Genomic DNA, 15,888 nt, shown 5'->3' on the forward strand with positions numbered 1-15,888 from the left:
CAAACGACTTCCCTTCGCAAAAAATTATGCAGTCACCTGTTCATCCATCGGCCACATTTGTTGATGATAAGCCATATCCCAGAACATGTATTCAAATCGGGTCGTATTTAAAAAGATTTCTTCCAGCCGCTGAAGTTCGGATTCCGGCTTCCCTTCCGCCAATTGATTGAGCAAATCGAGATTCCATTGCGCAGACTGGCCAAACTCTTCTGAACTGTACGTTTTTACCCAATCGCCGTATAATTCATGATTTTTTGCCCCCGGGATTTCAGCCAATTCACATCCAATCTCCCAATAGCTCCATGCACAAGCCAAATGGGCAGCCGCCAATTCGGCGATGGAGCCGTTTTGGGCAACCGCCAACATGTAGTGGGTGTAAGCAAGGGTTACCGGGGAAGGTTTTGCCTCTTCCAACTCTTTTTCCGTGATTCCAAAACGGCTGGCATATTTTCTGTGCAACGCCATTTCCTCATTCATCGTGTAATAAAGCAGGTTGGCAAACACCGTCATCACTTCGAGATTTGGCGCTTTCACAGCACCTAATGCAAACAATTTGGAATAATCGATTAAGTATAAATAATCTTGTATCATGTAAAAACGGAACTTGTCAGGATCCAGTGTTCCTGCTCCCAACTCTTTCACAAAAGGATGTTCATGATTTTTTCTCCAAACGGTATGATACTTTTCAAAAAGTCGATCTGTGAATTGCATTCCTATCCCCCATCTTTTTTTGTTCATGAAAAAAAGCCACTTCCTGAAAGAAGTGGCTTGAAAACCCGAAATCGGCAAACTGTAAAAAAACATAAAAAGACAATACGAGTCCCAGCAACCACTTCCCTTCGCTAGCATTACCTAGTGCAGGTTCAAAGGGTTGAGGCAATGCCTCTCTCAGCTAAAACTAGCACCCCTAGTGATTGGATAATGCACTATGAAATTACAATCATTGTGACATGGGCAAGAAAATATTTCAATAGGATAAAATGGATAATTTATTTGGAATTTTTTTCAAGACTTTGCGACTTTGGATAAATCCAAGGAGATGCTGGAGGACTTGCATTTTCAACAGATCCCTTGCGGCTTTTATCAAAATGTTCTCGCAACAAAAAAGTTGCCCTAGCGAATGGCACGCTAAAGCAACCTTATTATTTGCGTTCCTGCTTCGTCTGCTTTTCCCATTGCAAAAGATGCGGATACGGGTCAAAAGCCCATTCAGTCCGCCCGTTGAATTTATACATGCCATAATGCAAATGCGGAGGGAATTTGCCGCTCGTTCCTTCCTTCCCATATCCCGAACTTCCAACACCGCCAAGAATGGTTCCAGGCTCCACGATGTCGCCCACCTTCAACTCTTTATTGAAATACGCCAAATGAGCATAATAATGATAAGTATTATGATGATCCCGGATGCCGACCCGCCAACCGCCAAATTGGTTCCAACCCATTACTTCAACAACGCCATAAGACGTAGATAAAACCGGTGTGCCATAACCGGCAAAAATATCCGTTCCTTCATGGATTCGTCTTCCGCCCCATCCCCTGCTGGCACCCCAAGTCCCTTTATAACTATAATTGTATCCACGGACCGGGAGGGGAAAAATATGCTTGTCCAGCTGAATTGTATTGAAATGTTTATAAAGCGTTTGAATGGTTATAATTTGATTGATGATTTTTTCATCTTTGTAATATTCCCATAAAGCCGTTTTAAAATCTTCCTCCGATGGGCCAAATTTCCCTAAATAGGTGGCCATCGTAAATAAAATATCTTGGTCATCATTCCGGTCGGCTTTGCCATCGCCGTTCCCATCAAGGCCCTTGCCGCCAAAATACTGAATGGTAAACGGCGTAGTGTCATCTGTGTCAGGATTCAGTTCACCTGCCCAGAATTCATGGGAAAAATGAATGGCGATGGCGCTTTCCCGCTTTGGAATATCCTTTCGCACTTCCTGAATATTCCGTTCATATTGGTCGACAGCCGCCAAACGATACCAGGGAACAAATGGCGTTTCATAGCTTTTATACAAATTCATCCGCTCATTGTACACATCTTCCTTATGTTCGCTCGCGTTTGCAAAAGAGGAAAAGGCCGTTAAACATGCAAGCACAAGAACCAAGGAGAGAATTATTTTTCGGACCAAAATCAATCCTCCTTTCCCCCTTAGAATATCCCGTTTTTTTCAAACCATGAGTCCTTTATGGGATGAAAAATTTTTATTAAATGCAAAGATTTTTTTACATAAAAAACGCTTAACAACTCATGTTAAGCATAATGGAATTCCCCACCTATATATTCAGAGTAAATCTGTTTGTTTTGTAGTAAATATTATGATATGATACCATTTATCATACTATTTATATTTGGGGGAGTCATAAATGCAATCATTGCAATCCGTAGAGCAATTTCATGAACTGAAAAACGAAGAGCGCATCATATTTGTGTTTTCTGCAGATTGGTGCAAAGACTGCGTATTTATTAAACCGTTTCTTCCTGCCATCGAAGAAAAATATGCTCAATATACTTTTGTAAAAGTAGATCGGGATGAATTTATTGATTTATGCGGCGAACTGGACGTTTTTGGAATTCCAAGTTTCATTGCCTACAATAAAGGGGAAGAAATTGGCCGTTTCGTTAGCCGGGACAGAAAAACGCAAGAGGAAATTGAAAACTTTATTGATGGGTTACCTCTTTAAGGTTTTACATAACCAATCCCACGGAATAGCAATATATGGCTTTCTGTGGGATATTTTTTCTTATATACCATAAGCGTCACTGAACCTCATTCATAATTGTTATTGCACATCCACTATGCAAACCGCAAATCCGGCAATCAGGAAATTCCCTTCCCATTTTTCAACAATAAGAAAACCCCATTCAATAAAAAAATGGCCTCCAGTTTCCTAGTGAGCCATTTAGTAGGGAAAATCATCCATTAACCTTTCACGTTTTCAATTACCGTACGTGCAGGATTTTTTAATCCTAAATTCTCGCGTAAAGTTGTTCCTTCATATTCAGTCCGGAATAAGCCTCTGCGTTGCAATTCCGGAATAACCAAGTCAACAATATCGTTAAGTCCATCCGGGAAAGTCGGCGCCATCACATTGAATCCATCTGCGGCTCCCTGCTCAAACCATTCTTGCAATTGATCGGCAATTTGCTCCGGTGTACCAACAATTTCACGATGTCCGCGGGCCCCTGCGATAAATTCGTATAGCTCACGAATGGTTTTTAAATTTTCACGTTTGGCGATATTTCGCACAATGTTCGCACGGATGCGCGGATTTGTCTTATCCTCCCCATCGAAATGTTCCGGAAGTGGATCATCGATATGATAACGTGTTAAATCCGCTCCGAAGAAATGGGATAAATACTTTAACCCGGCCTTTGGATGAATATATTGATCCAATTCTTTCCGTTTTGCAACCGCTTCTTCTTCCGTTTTTGCTACCGTAATATAGACACCCGGCATAATTAGCAATTCTTCCGGATTTCGTCCGTATTTTGCCAGACGTCCTTTCAGATCACGGTAAAAAGCCTGTGCTTCTTCTAACGTTTGCCACGCTGTAAAAACGACATCCGCTGTACGGGCTGCCAACTCTTTCCCCGCTTCGGAGGAACCCGCCTGGACGATGACCGGGTGCCCTTGTGGAGATGTCGGTGCATCCAGCGTTCCCCGCACTTTGAACCACTTGCCTTCGTGATTTACAGGTTGAACTTTCGATAAATCAAGATATCTTCCTGATTCCTTGTCAATGACAAGCGCATCTTTATCAATGGATAACCACAGCTTTTTCACCACATCTACGAACTCTTCCGCACGTTCATAACGCTCTGCATGAGCCAAATGTTTATCTCTTCCGAAAAGTGGGGCTTCCCTTTCACTGTTAGATGTAACCACATTCCATGCAGCGCGCCCTTTTGACAAATGATCCAAGCCGATAAATTTCCGCGCTAATTGGAATGGCTCATTATACGATGTTGTGACCGTCGCCACTAAACCGATTTTCTTTGTCACAGCAGCCAAGGCGGATTGGATGATAATTGGATCCAATTTAATGCCTGATGGTGAATATTCCTCCAACTCCTGACCAAAACCGTCCGCAAAGAAAATGGTGTCAAACTTGCCACGCTCAGCGATTTTCGCCAGTTCCACGAAATAATCCAAATCCAGTGTACGTTCCGGCTGCGTTGAAGGATGACGCCAGCTTGCGAAATGATGGCCTGGTACATTAAAGAATGCTCCTAATTTTAATTGTCTTTTGCTCATTCCAATCTCTCCTTTTTTTATTTATTTTAAAAGGCTACCATTCCTTTTTTACGAAGGAATAGTAGCCTCTAGTTAACTAGTAAGCTGGTGTAAAATGAAAGCAATAACTAAGGCGGTGAAAACACCTTAATTGATGTGACATACCGTTTACACGGGATGTAACCGCATCTGCTCCTTTGAATGCGGCTATTTTTACCTTTTTTATTTATCTTCCAATATAGGAATGATTTCTTTGTTTCCATAAATCTTATAGTAAATCGGTATACAAATTAGTCCAATGCAGGACGCCATGGTATATAACATCCGGAAGCCGATGCCTTCTATTATATGGCCTAAAAGATAGGGGCCTAAACCGAAACCTAAATCCATAAATATAAAGTACGTTGCTGTCGCCAGACCCAAACGGTCAGGATCCGCATTTTTCACTGCAATCAACTGCGCGGCCGAATTGATGTTGCCAAAACCTAATCCCATACAAGCAGCCGCTATTAGAATCATCCAATCGGCTGTTGATTGGCTGTAAATAAACATCCCGGTCGCAAACAGTAACATACAGGGGTATACAACAATATTCGTTCCCCGTGCGTCCATGATTTTTCCTGTAAATGGTCTTGAACAAAGGATACATAAGGAATGGATGAGGAAGAAATAACTGGCTGCCTTAATTAATCCCGTTTCTTTTCCGTATAACATTAAATAGGAAGTCACACTGGAAAAACAAAAACCGAACATCATGATTAACAAAGAAATTGGAATTGCCTGTTTATCGATGTAATTGGAGATATTCCAGATTTTCGGCTTTCCGTCCACTGCCGCTTTCTCCATATTTGGCACTTGTAATCCCGCCAGTTTGATAATGAACATGCAAATCAATACGGTCACTATATTTAAAGCAAACATCCATTGAAATCCATTATTTAAATGGTTTAACATCATCCCAACAAATGGACCGATCGCTGAACTGAGAACATGGCTTAAGCTAAAGTAGCTGATTCCTTCTCCCTTCCTGGCGGCAGGTACAATCCGAACGCAAATGGTGCTTGCCGTTGTACTGACAACTCCCACTGTAAAACCATGCAAAATACGGATAAGCAATAATGTCGCAACACTATACGCAAGAAAGTAGCCCAACGATACTAACACGATTCCAAGCAACCCGAAAATGAGTACTTGCAGCAAGCCGAACCGCTCTACCAGCTTTCCCAATGCCAACCTTCCTACCAGACACCCAAGGACAAAAATACTTGCTACCAGTCCAGCGGTGCTGACCTTTGCACCGTATGTTTCGACTGCGTAATTTGACATTGTGACCATCAATAAAAAATACATCATGGTCAATAGAAAATTGACTAAGGAAATAATGATAAATTCCTTTGTCCAAAGCTTTTGATCCAACTTTCCGCACTCCCTTTTCCAATAACCCCCACATTGGAATGGGGGTTTATCGGAAAAATTCATATCTAGTGTAAAGATAAAAGATTATCGCGAACTTCTCATGTTCTTCTTTTCCGGTACATATTTCATTCTATTGTTTCGCAAAAGGATTGAACTCATTTGTGTATAAATCCTCTAATTTCACTTGCCCTTCTTTCAACTCTCCGTTTTGCACTAACCAATCAATCCAAATTTGGAATTCTTTCTCCGCAATTACTCCGCCTTTTTCCGCTATCCCTGTGCTTTTCCAATATTTCAGATTTTCTGTCGGTTCATTGCCTTCACGGGATGAAACGATTTCTTCCAATTTCGCAACGACTTCCTCCTGTGGAGTTGTTCTTGCCCATTCAATCGCCTTTGCCACACCTTCCACAAAAGTTTTCACTGTGTCCGGATTTTCTTCAATATATTTTTCTGTAAAGAAATAAGCTCCTGCTGTAAATTCGCCAAATAGATCAATATCTTTTAAAACAGGGCGAATACCGCCATTTTCCAGCGCCTTATCTTTTGAAATGCCACTAAGTTGCACAACGTCAATTTGGCCAGCCCGTAAAATTTGTTCCGCACTTGCCATTGGGACAACAACCAATTCAACTTTTTTGATTTCATCTTCCGTTAATCCGTTATCACGCAAAAACTGTTTGATTGCAAATTCCGCATGGGCCCCTAACGTATTAACGCCAATCTTTTTTCCAATTAAATCTTTTGCTGTTTTAATGTCACTATCTTCCAAAGTATAAAAACCCATGAAGGTATTTTCATCACTTCCGTACGAACCAATGACAGATTTAATTTTTACACCTTGGGCATAAGACTTAATGATCGCTCCGTTAAATGCTGAACCAAAGTCGATTTCACCCGTTGCAGTTAACTGAATGTTTTCAGGGCCTCCTGTCGAGTCACTGACCCTGTCTAATTTAAGATCCCCTAAATATCCTAATGCTTCCGCCAATTCCGGATATGATACAGTGCCAGGTGATCCCGTATATTGCAAGACTTTATCTTGGCCGTTTGATCCTTTATCATCACCGCTTGCTCCCGCTGTTTTTTCCGAATCACTGCCACATGCTGTTAAAATCGTTAATGATAATCCTAAAGCCAGTAATAATAACAAAAGCTTTTTCATTCTTTTACTCACCTTTCTATTCCAGTTATGGCGCTATTCACAACTAAATTTACAAATTTAATTGGTATTAAATTTATTGTTTCCAACGGGAAAAATATCGCTCCGCACTTGAAAGTCCATAGTTAATTAATAATCCCAACAAGGAGATTGTCAAAATACCGGCATACATTTCCGCGATTAGGAAGTTGTACTGGGCATACGTAATAAAATAACCCAGTCCAGCTTTTGCACCCACCATTTCGGCCGCAATCAACACTAAAATCGCTCCTGTACCCGCCATGCGGATTCCTGTAAAAATTGTCGGTACAGATGCGGGTAAAATCACCTTATAAAACAATTTAAAAGATGAGATATTCATCGAACGTGCTGATTTAATTAATAATGGATCCACATTTTTCACGGCAGAAATCGTATTTAATAATACCGGCCATGTACAAGCAAATAAGACAATGGCAATTTTGGACACTTCACCGATTCCTAAAATTAAAATAAATACCGGCAGTAATGCCAATGCCGCTGTATTGCGGAACAATTCCAAAATCGGTGTGAATAAATCCCGCGCCAACGGATACCAACCGATCAATAATCCCAAAGGAATGGCCATTGCTAATGCAGGATAAAACCGAATAATGAACGCAAAATGCTTGCTTCAAAGTGTCTCCACAATTCTCCCGTCACCAGCAAGTCCCACCAGGCACGTACCACCTCCGAAAATGGCGGTAAAAATGTTTTTTCGACAAGTCCGTACTGCGGCGCAATTTCCCATAACAAGACAAATAATATGAGTACAATGGATTTTTTAAAGGCTTTTCCCAAAAATGATGTTGAATGGGCTGACGCCTTTTGTATTTTCCCTTTCCCATCCAGTTGCACCGGTTTGTCAAATGATACCATTTACATAACCCCTTTCTTTTAAATATGTGCCCCTATAAATTCCGGCTCATGCAACAGATTCCATACCTCATGCCGTTTCTCCACAAATACCGGATTCGACTTAATATCCGCATCCTCCAAACGATGTTTTAGCGGAATATCCACGATCTTTTTCACCGTGCCCGGGTTCGCTGTCAGTACAACCACCCTTTCCCCTAAATAAACCGCTTCATCAATTCCATGGGTAACAAATATAATTGTTTTTCCTGTTTTTTGCCAAATCCGCAGCAACTCACTTTGCAATGTTTCCCGGGTTTGGGCATCCAGTGCGGCAAACGGTTCATCCATTAAAAGCACATCCGGGTCAAATGCCAAACTCCGTGCAATGGCTATCCGCTGTTTCATCCCACCGGAGAGTTCATGGGGATATCGGTCGGCAAACTTTTTTAATCCTACCAAATCCAAATAATATTCCGACCGCTCTTTCCATTCACTTCTTGGAATCCCTTTTGCCTCCAACCCGAACTCTATATTGCCCCGCGCGGTTTTCCAAGGAAACAACGCATATTGTTGAAACACAATTCCTCTATCCAACCCTGGACCCGTGATTTCACGGCCATCAATCAAAAGGCGCCCTTTCGTAGGCCGGGTTAAACCAGTCAACAAATCAAGCAACGTGGACTTCCCGCATCCGCTCGGACCCACTAATGTTATGAACTCCCCTTCTTTTACGGAAAAGTCGATATCCCGAATGGCGGTAAATTCCCGTTGTGCGCCTTTTTTCTTTTCATCCCGAATTAAAAAGGTTTTCGTGACCTTTTCGAATCTGATTTTATCCATTGCTTACCTCCTTAAAAAACATTTATCAATATATTCACTATATTTATAGTGCATAATGCTGGGTCGTCCCTCCATAATCGACTGATCTGTATGTTTCTTAAGAGGGACTACTTGGTTCTTCCAGCAAATTAATTTGCAGTTGAATGATGCCCTCAACGAAAGGCAACCTGGACCATTTAGGATAAACATTTTTTTAAACCGAAGGCTCCACTACCCATCACCTAAGATAAAGGAGCCTCCAATGAATTCAGAGGGGGTTACTATTGTGTAATTTTTGATCGGATAAACGGATTGACAGGTCGTTTCAAGCCAAGATTTTCTCGCAATGTTGTGCCTTTATATTCCGTTTTGAAGATGCCCCGGCGCTGCAATTCCGGAATGACAAGCTCAACGATATCTTTAAAGCCTTCCGGGAATGTTGGCGGCATGATATTAAAGCCGTCCGCCGCTTCGTTTTCAAACCATTCTTGCAATTGATCCGCCACTTGCTCCGGTGTCCCCACAATTTCACGATGACCGCGGGCGCCTGCAATATTGTTATATAATTCACGCAACGTTTTTAGCCCTTTTCTTTCGACAATGCCCTTGACGATATTCGTCCGAATGTTTGGATTTGTACGATCACGTTGTTGACCTTCGAAATCCGGAATTGGTCCATCAAAGTCATAATCCGATAAATCAAATCCAACATAATTGGATAAATATGCTAATCCTACATCCGGCGTAATATAGTTGTTCAATTGTTCATGTTTTGCTTTCGCTTCTTCTTCTGTTTTCGCTACTATAATAAAAGCACCCGGCATAATTTTTAAGTCTTCCGGATCGCGGCCGTATTTTGCCAACCGGCCTTTGACATCACGATAAAACTTTTGCGCATCCTCCAGTGTCTGCCATGCGGTGAAAATTACTTCCGCCGTTTTTGCGGCCAATTCTTTTCCCGCCTCCGACGAACCTGCTTGCACAATGACCGGATGTCCTTGCGGTGTAGAAGGTGCATCCAATGTACCTTTCACTTTAAAGAATTTTCCTTCATGGTTCACTTCCGTCACTTTATCCAAGTCATAATAGCGGCCACTTTCCTTATCGATAATGAGTGCCTCTTGATCAATGGAGAACCATAGCTTTTTCACCACTTCCACAAATTCATTGGCCCGTTCATAACGCTCTGCATGGGCATAATGCTCATCGCGGCCAAATAACAATGCTTCCCGTTCATTTGCGGATGTCACCACATTCCAAGCCGCACGACCGTTTGATAAATGATCAATCGCCGCAAATTTACGGGCTACGTGGAATGGATCATTATAAGACGTTGTCAATGTGGCCGTTAAACCGATATGTTTCGTCACCGCCGCCAACGCAGAAATGATCACAACGGGGTCCAACTTTAAACCGGAGTGGGCATTCTCCAAAATCGGTTGCCCAAAAACATCCGCAAAAAATAAGTTATCAAACTTGCCTTGTTCAGCAATTTGGGCAATTTCCGTCAAATAGGATAAATCTGTGATTTTTCTTACCTCTGTTTTCGGATCTCTCCAACTTGCCACATGATGGCCTGGCAAATTAACGAATGCGCCTAATGCCAATTGTCTTTTTGTCATATCTAATCACTCCTATTAATTTAGTTGTATTTAATGCGATATTTTTATGAGGATTGTATCCATTTGTATACCAATCCCCGGCTATTTTCCTTTTGAAGAAAAAGCCCCAACAGTAGACTTGCCAAAATAGAATAATAACTTTATAAGTACAAGTGTTGGCACTTTTCCGTTTTACAACCACCAAAAACAAATTATCCCAATCAATTTACTCTGTTTATAATTCAAAATTTCCAGTAATTCACTTTTCATCTTCGTCTAGATCATGAAACACTCCATACTGCATTGATCACTCAATGATCCCCACCTCCGAATCAAAACAAAAAGCTCCCTTATCAACACATTGATAAAGGAGCCTCTAATTGGTTTAGTTGGCTTATTATTATTATTATTGAATTTGATATTTATCATAAATAAAAGGCTTCACATTGTCAACTATATTTTTATATTTCTATAAAATTAATTGGAATTATAAACTTTTGATGATTTTTCTTACCCGTCTTTGATTTTCCCAGAAACATTCACTCCCGCCTATGAATACGATAGTTAATAAAATATGACTAAAGGGTGTGGAAAATTGTCAAAAAGGAAAGTAAATCCGAAAGATCCTGCAACGGTTCCAAAATTTGTGACACCTTTGCACAAACCACCTGTCGCCAAACCAACACCTCATCCTGACTATCCGGCCAATTCCTATGTTGAGATCACAATGAGGGAAGCATATCATCGATTTCATCGGGATTTCCCTTTAACAAAAGTCTGGGGATATAACGGGCTCTACCCAGGCCCCACAATCGAGGCAAGAAAAGACAAAAAACTTTACGTGAAGTATTTGAACAAACTTCCAAAAAAGCATTTCCTTCCTGTCGACCGCTCACTGCACGGCGTGGGAGACTCTCCGGAAGTCCGTTCCGTTGTCCATCTCCATGGAGCCAATGTTAATTGGGAAAGCGACGGCCATCCGGAAGCTTGGTATACACAAAATTATGAATATACCGGACCGAAGTTCAAAAGAAAAGTTCATGAATATACAAACCACCAGCCGGCAACCACCCTTTGGTATCACGATCACACAATGGCCATGACAAGATTGAATGTATATGCGGGTTTGACCGGTTTTTATATCATCCGTGATTCATTGGAAGACCGTTTAAATTTGCCAAAGGGTGATTATGAATACCCCCTTCTTCTCCAAGACAAGTCTTTCAATGAAGATGGTTCGCTGTTTTATCCAGACAGACCGCCGGAAGATGCACCCTTCCCTATTCCGACTCCATTTATCCCAACCATAGTGCCATTTTTCAACGGAGACTTGATGGTTGTAAACGGAAAAGTTTGGCCTTATTTGGATGTGGAACCCCGAAAATATCGATTCCGTATTTTGAATGGCTCCAACAGCTCCACTTATAATATTCAGCTCGAAAACGAGGCGCCTTTGTATCTTATCGGTACGGATGGAGGATTCTTGGAAACGCCGGTTGAAGTCACATTCATCGAATTGATGCCGGCAGAACGGGTCGATGTCATTGTCGATTTCTCCCGATTCAAAGGGGAAAAAATCAAATTGATCAATACTTTATTTGATGAAGACCAACCGAAAAGAGATATTATGCAATTCCGTGTGACGAAGCCATTAAAAGGAAAGGATACGAGTGAAATTCCGGCGAAACTTGCAGAAATGATGGAATTACATGATCATCATGCCCATGTCATCCGAAAATTGCCCCTATCTGTCGGCAGTGACAAATACGGCCGAATCATGATGATGCTGGATAACAAAATGTACCACGATCCATGTACAGAAAAACCGTCCATGGACAGCATCGAAATTTGGGAATTTATTAATGCGACGCCTATTGCCCATCCAATGCATATTCATTTGGTTCAATTCAAGATTCTCGATCGTCAGCCATTTAATTTGGAACTATACCAAGAAAGCAATGGAAAAATTCTGGAGTTTACCGGTGACCCGGAGCCGCCACGAGATTTTGAAAAAGGCTGGAAAGATACAGTAAAAGCTCCCAGCGGTATGGTGACAAGAGTCATCATGCATTGGAAAGAACATACAGGCAACTATATTTGGCACTGTCACTTGCTTGAACATGAAGACCACGACATGATGCGCCCGATCAAAGTCATAGAAGATACACACCCGGTTCAGCAACATGACTGATCCTTTTCTTATTCAATAGTTTCAAAATTTGGTTCCCCCTCTTAACAAAACTACATCTCAAGACCTAGAGCGAAATAAAGCCGCAGGGTGTTGTTGTCCCTCCCTTTTTTGTCTAATATAAACATAAACCAATATTTAGGAGGGAGAACTCCTGTGAAGAAAATCATTTTAGCCATCGTCATTTTATTGCTGCTCATCAGTTTGGCTTTCAATGTCCCTAATTGGTTCTTATCCCAGGAACACCGGGCGGAAGTAACAAACAAAATCGATTCCATCGAGCTGGATATCAAAGGTGTGGATACAACCATCATTTCCAAAAATCAGGACTATGTGGAGGCGGAATTAAAAGGAAAAGGGAATGTCAACCTTAACAAAAAAGGTGATACAATTGAAATAGAATATCATCGCCAGTGGTTTTCATTGCTGAATTTTGGAAGAAAAACAAAATTGACGGTTACGATTCCTGAAAACTACGACCGTGATTTAAAAGTGGAAGTGGGATCCGGAAACATTGATTTTAAGTTGTCGGATGATACTGTACTGCAATCATTGGAATTGGAAGTCGGTTCCGGAAATATTGACATCGAATCATTAAAAGCGGGAAACGCCTCGTTGGAAGTGGCTTCAGGGAATATAGATATGAAACATTTTACCGGAGAACTGGATATTGATGTCGCATCCGGAAATGTATCCGTCCAAATGGATAAGTTGGTCGGTAATATCGAAACGGAAGTAAGTTCGGGACGCATCGTCCTCGATTTACCGGAAGATAGCGATTTTACGTTAAATGGTGAAATATCAAGCGGTACAATCAAAAATCGTTTCCCTCTGAAAAATGAGGAAAGCGGAAATAACCGTTTGCGGGGAACATACGGTTCCGGTAAATACCGGATCGATTTGGATGTATCCAGCGGTACCATCGAAATAAAATGACATCAAAAAACCAAGGTGCCTGCAAGTCCATAGGAAGACTTGAACTTGTAAGGCCACCTTGGTTTTCTATTATCGTCCGCAACACTTTTTATACTTTTTCCCGCTTCCGCAATGGCAAGGATCATTCCGGCCGATTTTCGCGCCCACTGCCACTTTTGTTGGTTTAGGTTTGGAAAGCTCCGACAATTCTTTTGGGGTAAATCCCCGATTGTCCCAAGTTCTTGTTACATTCGCCACGGAAAATAACATTCTTGTCACTTCGTTCACTTCATTGATATTTGCAAACACAAATTGATTTAAAAATTCCCTCATGGTGATGTTGAATTTATAATTCATGGCTTTCATTTTCCAACTGAGTTCACGCAAAATTTCCTGAACGGATTTGCTTTCCCGGCTTTCCGCCCTTTCAAGCCAATTTCCCAATTCCCGGTGATATTTTGTTTCTTCATAATAGAGTTCATTTTTATAGCAAAGCAATTCCTCCTTATCCGGAATGTAATAAGGCTTGCCAACTACAACCTGCTCCAATTTTTCCGTAATATTATTTTCTTCAAGGATTTTATGGATAAACCGATCCATTTTTACAACGACATTGGATTCCTCGAGCAGTTTTTTATAATGTGCATCTGTTGTAATGGCTTGCAAATCTTTGCTTGTAATTTTCGGCTTGTTGTGCAAATTGTAAATGTGTATCACTTTATAATTTGGAATAATGCCATACAGATTCGTGCAACTGACAATGTAATCTAAAATCAAGTCTTTATTTGCCACTTTTTCCGCATCGACCACTTCCGAACCACGATATTTATCGGATAACACCACGTAATTTTCATGATGAATCTGTTCCCATTCGGTCTTTTTAAATTTCACGTGTTTTAAGGAATGATTGATACTTTCTATATTTAACGGCTTATATCCGACCCTCTCCGCCCATTCACGGCTTATTGTATATTTTGGATGAGTGGGATCATGAATAATTTTCAGAAATTCCATATATCCAGCCGCTCCCCCGACGTCTTCAGGCGGCGCCATGCCTCCCCCATCCAACAAAGTCGGGTAGCCAAAGTAATAATCGTCCACTGTGTCCTCCAAAATAACCGAAATTTCCCATTGGTCTCCGAAATCGTATTGATAAAGCAGTTTTCCGTATTTCTCAATATATGGATCAATTTTAATGCGAGTTGGCTGCTTGACCTTCTTTCCATCCGTTTCTTTCTGTTCAATAAGTTCCGCATTATTTGTGATGATGACGTCCTCCATAGGAAAACTAAAATCATGGTAAGGTTCCATGCGGCTTTTAAAATTCGTTACATATTGGATTGTTTCATGCAGTCGATTGAATGTAGCTCCAGCGGGTATGATAATCCGTCGCCAAACTTCTGGTGTTATCCCTTCAAACGATAGTTTTAAGATATAAGCTTTCATCGTTTCACCTTACTTTCTACTAAATAATACTGGTCCGAAAATTTCCTATAATATTATATATAAATAACCTCTCAAAAATAGAAGTTTCAACAATAAAAAAGCAGCCAAAGTCAGCTACTATAATTCAGCCATCTTTTTTCCACAATCATGAACGCTTCTTCCAAATAATTCTTCAATTCTTGGAATCGATCAATTTCAGGCGACTTTTGAAAATCTTTCTTAAGGATTGCCAAAAACTCCAACAGCTTATGTTCTTCCATAGTGGAATGGTTATAATTATCGATTAAGTCATCCAGTAAATGGAAGGGGATTTTATTTAAAAAATCAGGACTCCATAGCCATCGAAAGGAAAGGATTTTTATCGCTTCATCGTTGCCCAATATCGAAGTTAAAACAAATGCCATGCCATAGATTTTTTGCCATTTTTCTATATTACCCAATAATTCTTCATCTTTGAATCCGCTTTTTTCAATGATGTGATAAGCGTGATCCAAAAAATGATAAAACACATCATAGGTTGCCAGGTTTTTCGCCTCTCCCCGCCCTTCAAAATACGCCGCCGAATTGAAATAGCGGTAAAGCGCATTCAAAATCCTGGCATTTCCGTAACGGATCTTTTCCTGCAATTTCGTTACAATTTCTTCCGGATTGATATCGATTATCGGGACACCCGTTTCTTTCCGCACATCCAATTTCAGCTCCAGAAATAAAAAAATTTCATTTAAATAAGGCAATATATAGTCTTGGGTTATTTCTTTATATTCTTTTGCTTTCTCCATTCTCTTTATTTGAATATATAAAACCATCTGCGAGAGAATGAACATAACAAAAACGGTCAAAGCAATGGCAGCCATGGCCACCCCAATCCCCCCCTTATTCGTTCTGTAAAAAAAAATTACCTGCTTCGCAACAAAATAGACACAACTTTATAGTATATATATTGAATTCAATGAAAAATTATTCGAAATTTTGCAAGTTTGTGAGATTCGTTTTAGGAAGTCGAATTTAAGAATCGCTATTCAGGCGGATTGGGCTAAAAATAGTTCATGTAATCAATTTACACTATCTTCTATAGTTTCATTTTCTATCAATGAAAGGATCAACTTGAAACGAGTTGGTTTACCATCGCAATTTAGAGAATTATGGTTATAACAGGGGGGCAACAGCAAAACCTTTTGCTCGCAATGGCAAAAGCGGCTGTTGCTGACTACCATGGGAAAAAGG

Annotated in this window: 12 protein-coding genes, 1 pseudogene and 1 riboswitch; of the genes and pseudogenes, 3 read left to right on the plus strand and 10 right to left on the minus strand. The window is 40.7% G+C overall.

Going from position 1 to position 15,888, the window contains the following annotated elements:
• Positions 1–24 precede the first annotated feature (24 nt).
• On the minus strand, positions 25–711 hold the full coding sequence (gene tenA / locus ACFPOH_RS16915) for a thiaminase II (protein ID WP_390310742.1): 687 nt from the start codon (positions 709–711) through the stop codon (positions 25–27).
• Between the two features lie 106 nt (positions 712–817).
• A riboswitch (TPP riboswitch) is annotated at positions 818–919 on the minus strand.
• A 223-nt stretch (positions 920–1,142) separates the two neighbouring features.
• Entirely contained in the window at positions 1,143–2,135 is a 993-nt protein-coding gene (locus tag ACFPOH_RS16920; RefSeq protein WP_390310744.1) for a M23 family metallopeptidase, read from the minus strand.
• A gap of 235 nt (positions 2,136–2,370) precedes the next feature.
• On the opposite strand from ACFPOH_RS16920, the gene ACFPOH_RS16925 reads away from it, so the two are divergent.
• A complete protein-coding gene (locus ACFPOH_RS16925) occupies positions 2,371–2,688 on the plus strand; it encodes a thioredoxin family protein (protein WP_342470608.1) in 318 nt (105 codons plus the stop codon).
• Between the two features lie 239 nt (positions 2,689–2,927).
• Here the strand turns inward: ACFPOH_RS16925 and ACFPOH_RS16930 are convergent, their stop codons facing one another.
• From ACFPOH_RS16930 to ACFPOH_RS16955, 6 genes and pseudogenes are all read right to left on the minus strand, one after another.
• A complete protein-coding gene (locus ACFPOH_RS16930) occupies positions 2,928–4,262 on the minus strand; it encodes an LLM class flavin-dependent oxidoreductase (protein WP_390310746.1) in 1,335 nt (444 codons plus the stop codon).
• Positions 4,263–4,463: 201 nt separating this feature from the next.
• Positions 4,464–5,657 carry an MFS transporter gene (locus ACFPOH_RS16935; RefSeq protein WP_390310748.1) on the minus strand — a complete coding sequence of 398 codons (1,194 nt, stop codon included), beginning with the start codon at positions 5,655–5,657 and terminating at the stop codon, positions 4,464–4,466.
• 130 nt (positions 5,658–5,787) lie between these two features.
• Positions 5,788–6,822: an ABC transporter substrate-binding protein gene (locus ACFPOH_RS16940; protein WP_390310750.1), complete on the minus strand. Its 1,035-nt coding sequence runs from the start codon at positions 6,820–6,822 to the stop codon at positions 5,788–5,790.
• A gap of 73 nt (positions 6,823–6,895) precedes the next feature.
• Positions 6,896–7,716 (minus strand): annotated as a pseudogene (locus ACFPOH_RS16945) (ABC transporter permease).
• Between the two features lie 18 nt (positions 7,717–7,734).
• Positions 7,735–8,535, minus strand: a complete 801-nt coding sequence (locus ACFPOH_RS16950; RefSeq protein WP_342580748.1) for an ABC transporter ATP-binding protein — start codon at positions 8,533–8,535, stop codon at positions 7,735–7,737.
• A gap of 260 nt (positions 8,536–8,795) precedes the next feature.
• Positions 8,796–10,136: an LLM class flavin-dependent oxidoreductase gene (locus tag ACFPOH_RS16955; RefSeq protein WP_342580747.1), complete on the minus strand. Its 1,341-nt coding sequence runs from the start codon at positions 10,134–10,136 to the stop codon at positions 8,796–8,798.
• 553 nt (positions 10,137–10,689) lie between these two features.
• On the opposite strand from ACFPOH_RS16955, the gene ACFPOH_RS16960 reads away from it, so the two are divergent.
• Positions 10,690–12,306: a multicopper oxidase family protein gene (locus ACFPOH_RS16960; RefSeq protein ID WP_342580746.1), complete on the plus strand. Its 1,617-nt coding sequence runs from the start codon at positions 10,690–10,692 to the stop codon at positions 12,304–12,306.
• 153 nt (positions 12,307–12,459) lie between these two features.
• Positions 12,460–13,239 carry a DUF4097 family beta strand repeat-containing protein gene (locus ACFPOH_RS16965; protein ID WP_342580745.1) on the plus strand — a complete coding sequence of 260 codons (780 nt, stop codon included), beginning with the start codon at positions 12,460–12,462 and terminating at the stop codon, positions 13,237–13,239.
• 69 nt (positions 13,240–13,308) lie between these two features.
• Here ACFPOH_RS16965 and ACFPOH_RS16970 read toward each other — a convergent pair whose 3' ends face one another.
• Positions 13,309–14,664 (minus strand): IS1096 element passenger TnpR family protein, encoded by a 1,356-nt coding sequence (locus ACFPOH_RS16970; RefSeq protein WP_390310753.1) that lies wholly within the window; start codon positions 14,662–14,664, stop codon positions 13,309–13,311.
• Between the two features lie 110 nt (positions 14,665–14,774).
• Complete coding sequence (locus tag ACFPOH_RS16975; protein ID WP_390310755.1) at positions 14,775–15,524, minus strand: hypothetical protein; 750 nt, start codon at positions 15,522–15,524, stop codon at positions 14,775–14,777.
• Between the last annotated feature and the right edge of the window lie 364 nt (positions 15,525–15,888).

The organism is Ureibacillus suwonensis (assembly GCF_042655065.1).
GTDB lineage: Bacteria > Bacillota > Bacilli > Bacillales_A > Planococcaceae > Ureibacillus > Ureibacillus suwonensis.

Bases quoted from the DNA above. Each gene is read 5' to 3' on its own strand.
- ACFPOH_RS16925 (WP_342470608.1), top strand. From the start codon at position 2,371: ATGCAATCATTGCAATCCGTAGAGCAATTTCATGAACTGAAAAACGAA.
- ACFPOH_RS16960 (WP_342580746.1), top strand. From the start codon at position 10,690: ATGACTAAAGGGTGTGGAAAATTGTCAAAAAGGAAAGTAAATCCGAAA.
- tenA (WP_390310742.1), bottom strand. From the start codon at position 711: ATGCAATTCACAGATCGACTTTTTGAAAAGTATCATACCGTTTGGAGA.
- ACFPOH_RS16955 (WP_342580747.1), bottom strand. From the start codon at position 10,136: ATGACAAAAAGACAATTGGCATTAGGCGCATTCGTTAATTTGCCAGGC.
- ACFPOH_RS16950 (WP_342580748.1), bottom strand. From the start codon at position 8,535: ATGGATAAAATCAGATTCGAAAAGGTCACGAAAACCTTTTTAATTCGG.
- ACFPOH_RS16940 (WP_390310750.1), bottom strand. From the start codon at position 6,822: ATGAAAAAGCTTTTGTTATTATTACTGGCTTTAGGATTATCATTAACG.
- ACFPOH_RS16930 (WP_390310746.1), bottom strand. From the start codon at position 4,262: ATGAGCAAAAGACAATTAAAATTAGGAGCATTCTTTAATGTACCAGGC.
- ACFPOH_RS16970 (WP_390310753.1), bottom strand. From the start codon at position 14,664: ATGAAAGCTTATATCTTAAAACTATCGTTTGAAGGGATAACACCAGAA.